General features: G+C 58.2%; 3 protein-coding genes and 1 pseudogene. 3 read left to right on the forward strand and 1 reads right to left on the reverse strand.

All coding sequences use genetic code 11. The features are described from left to right. A pseudogene (locus ACR0DT_RS24950) lies at positions 1 to 308 on the reverse strand (hypothetical protein); the annotation flags it as partial. A 298-nt stretch (positions 309 to 606) separates the two neighbouring features. On the opposite strand from ACR0DT_RS24950, the gene ACR0DT_RS24955 reads away from it, so the two are divergent. The 3 genes from ACR0DT_RS24955 to ACR0DT_RS24965 are packed head-to-tail and all read left to right on the forward strand — an operon-like array spanning position 607 to position 1,885. Further along, positions 607 to 1,302, forward strand: coding sequence for a hypothetical protein (locus ACR0DT_RS24955; protein ID WP_480713332.1), 696 nt, complete (start codon positions 607 to 609; stop codon positions 1,300 to 1,302). Continuing rightward, positions 1,260 to 1,607, forward strand: coding sequence for a hypothetical protein (locus ACR0DT_RS24960; RefSeq protein ID WP_480713333.1), 348 nt, complete (start codon positions 1,260 to 1,262; stop codon positions 1,605 to 1,607). Before ACR0DT_RS24955 ends, ACR0DT_RS24960 begins: the two co-directional genes overlap by 43 nt. Continuing rightward, a complete protein-coding gene (locus tag ACR0DT_RS24965; protein ID WP_480713334.1) occupies positions 1,604 to 1,885 on the forward strand; it encodes a hypothetical protein in 282 nt (93 codons plus the stop codon). Before ACR0DT_RS24960 ends, ACR0DT_RS24965 begins: the two co-directional genes overlap by 4 nt. Positions 1,886 to 1,924: the final 39 nt, after the last annotated feature.

A 1,924-nucleotide genomic window follows, 5' to 3' on the forward strand; every position in this document is an offset into this window, starting at 1 on the left:
CCGCCCGGTGCCCAGCCGGATGCCTTTATTATGTTGGTTTTCAGAGAGGTTTCGTCGATAAAGACAAGCCGTTCAATATGGCCGCGCATGAAAGGCTGTCTCCGCGTTATCCAAATCGCGCGGTCTCGCGCCACATCAGGCCGTTTTTGTTCGCTGGCCCGAAGATCTTTTTTGTGTGACAATCCGAGGCGCCTCAATAAATCACCAGCCGAAGAACGACAGACTACAATCCCTTTTTCGCGCTGCAAGGCCACCCGTAATTCGTCCAGGGTTGTACCAGGTTTGGCGCCATACGGGCGCGAACCCAATCCTTTACTCCGGCAAGCTTGCCGTGACCCCGGCGACCCTGAGGTTTGGCTTCAAGTTTTTTCGTGTTGCGCTTCAATTTAACCATGTCGTTCACAAACTTGACCGAGACCCGAAAATGCGCCGCCGTTGCCCGGTGACTGTTCCCTTCCTCAACATAATCAACAACTCGGCTCCGTAGCTCCATTGGATATGGCTTGCCCATTCTGTCATCCCCTTTGAGCCACCCATAACCACAGAAGCAGAGATCACCAAAAATGAGATTCCCGAATCCGGTCAGACCAGACACGCTGTAGCCGCATGGTCACGAAAGACTACCGGGTGCCGCTGCCCGTCGCTTCGAGCAAGTTCAGTTCCCGTCTAGGTGGCGCAACGGGCACACGGGAAGGCGAGACCAGCATCAGTCTGGAAACCGAGCAACAAAGCAATCCCTGGGCTGAGCTCAAGACCCGGTTGTCTCCGCTGACACGACCCCCGGCGCAGCTCACCATTCTGCCCGCGTCCGGCTGGGTGAGCGTGTTTGGTCCACCCTCTGTTCAGCGGTCCGCGCGGAAGATCATGGAAGATCTGGAGACCGTCTATGGCCAGCGAGTTGGATTGGAAGTCGGGGTCTATTTACTCGATTCCGATGCCGCCGAGAGTTTCGGCCCCAGCACTTCCGGTTTCCGAATCGGCCAGAACCTTGCACGCGGTAGCAATACTGTCGTTTTCGGCGGCACCTCACCCGGCTCCATTTCGCTATCAGACCCGGCCAGTGGCTCATCACTCAATTTCGAGGCGTTGGCTCGCGACCGCGCAGTCGTGGACTACCGCCTGGCCTCGACCATCGCGCAAAGCGGTGCCGTGGCCACCACCGCGATTGCCCGACAACAGACATATGTGGAGCGGGATGAAGGCGGCACCAGCACGAGGTCGCCCCCGGCGAAGTGGAATTCGGCATTTCGGTGCACGCATTGCCCCGGATCATTGAAAGCGATCGTATTCAGCTGTTTCTGACCGTCCTGCAGAGCGAACTCGAAGGCGGTGAGGTTCCAACGGAAGAATTTGCCGGAGGGGATTTCCGCTTCGGTCTGCCCGTGCTCAATCAGCACACGATTCAGAATCAGCCCCTCCTCGCGCCGGAGGAAGTGCTGGTTTTGAGCGGCTATGAGCAGAACCTGGCATCAACCGGTCAATCCGGGGTCGAGCTTTTCAAGGCCGTCGGCCTTGGCGGCAAGCGCGAGGCGCGCATCAGAAAAGTCAGAATGATCGTTCTCGTCCGGCCCAGCCTGATCCCACAGGGCAGGGGAGGCCGGTCATGACCTTGTTCACCAGCACTGATCGCCCGCGTGGACGTGAATATCACGACGTTTTCATGCTGTCCGGCCTGGCGACGCCGCTGATTGCCGAAGTGCGTGTCTGTGCCGATATTCCATCCGGACTCTGGTTGTTCCTCGCGCGTTTGGGTGAAGGGGTTCCCGCTTCCTGCGCAGAGCTGGAATACAAGCTGTGGACCACAGTTGCTGACATCGGCTTCAACACGCGGCTGGGCATTGCCAAGTTGATCGCGTTGTCCTTCTCGGATAGCGCGCTACCATGATCATACCGACCTCATTGCCGCGGCTGAAGGGCTTCCGTT

Source organism: Ruegeria sp. BI11, from assembly GCF_056538005.1.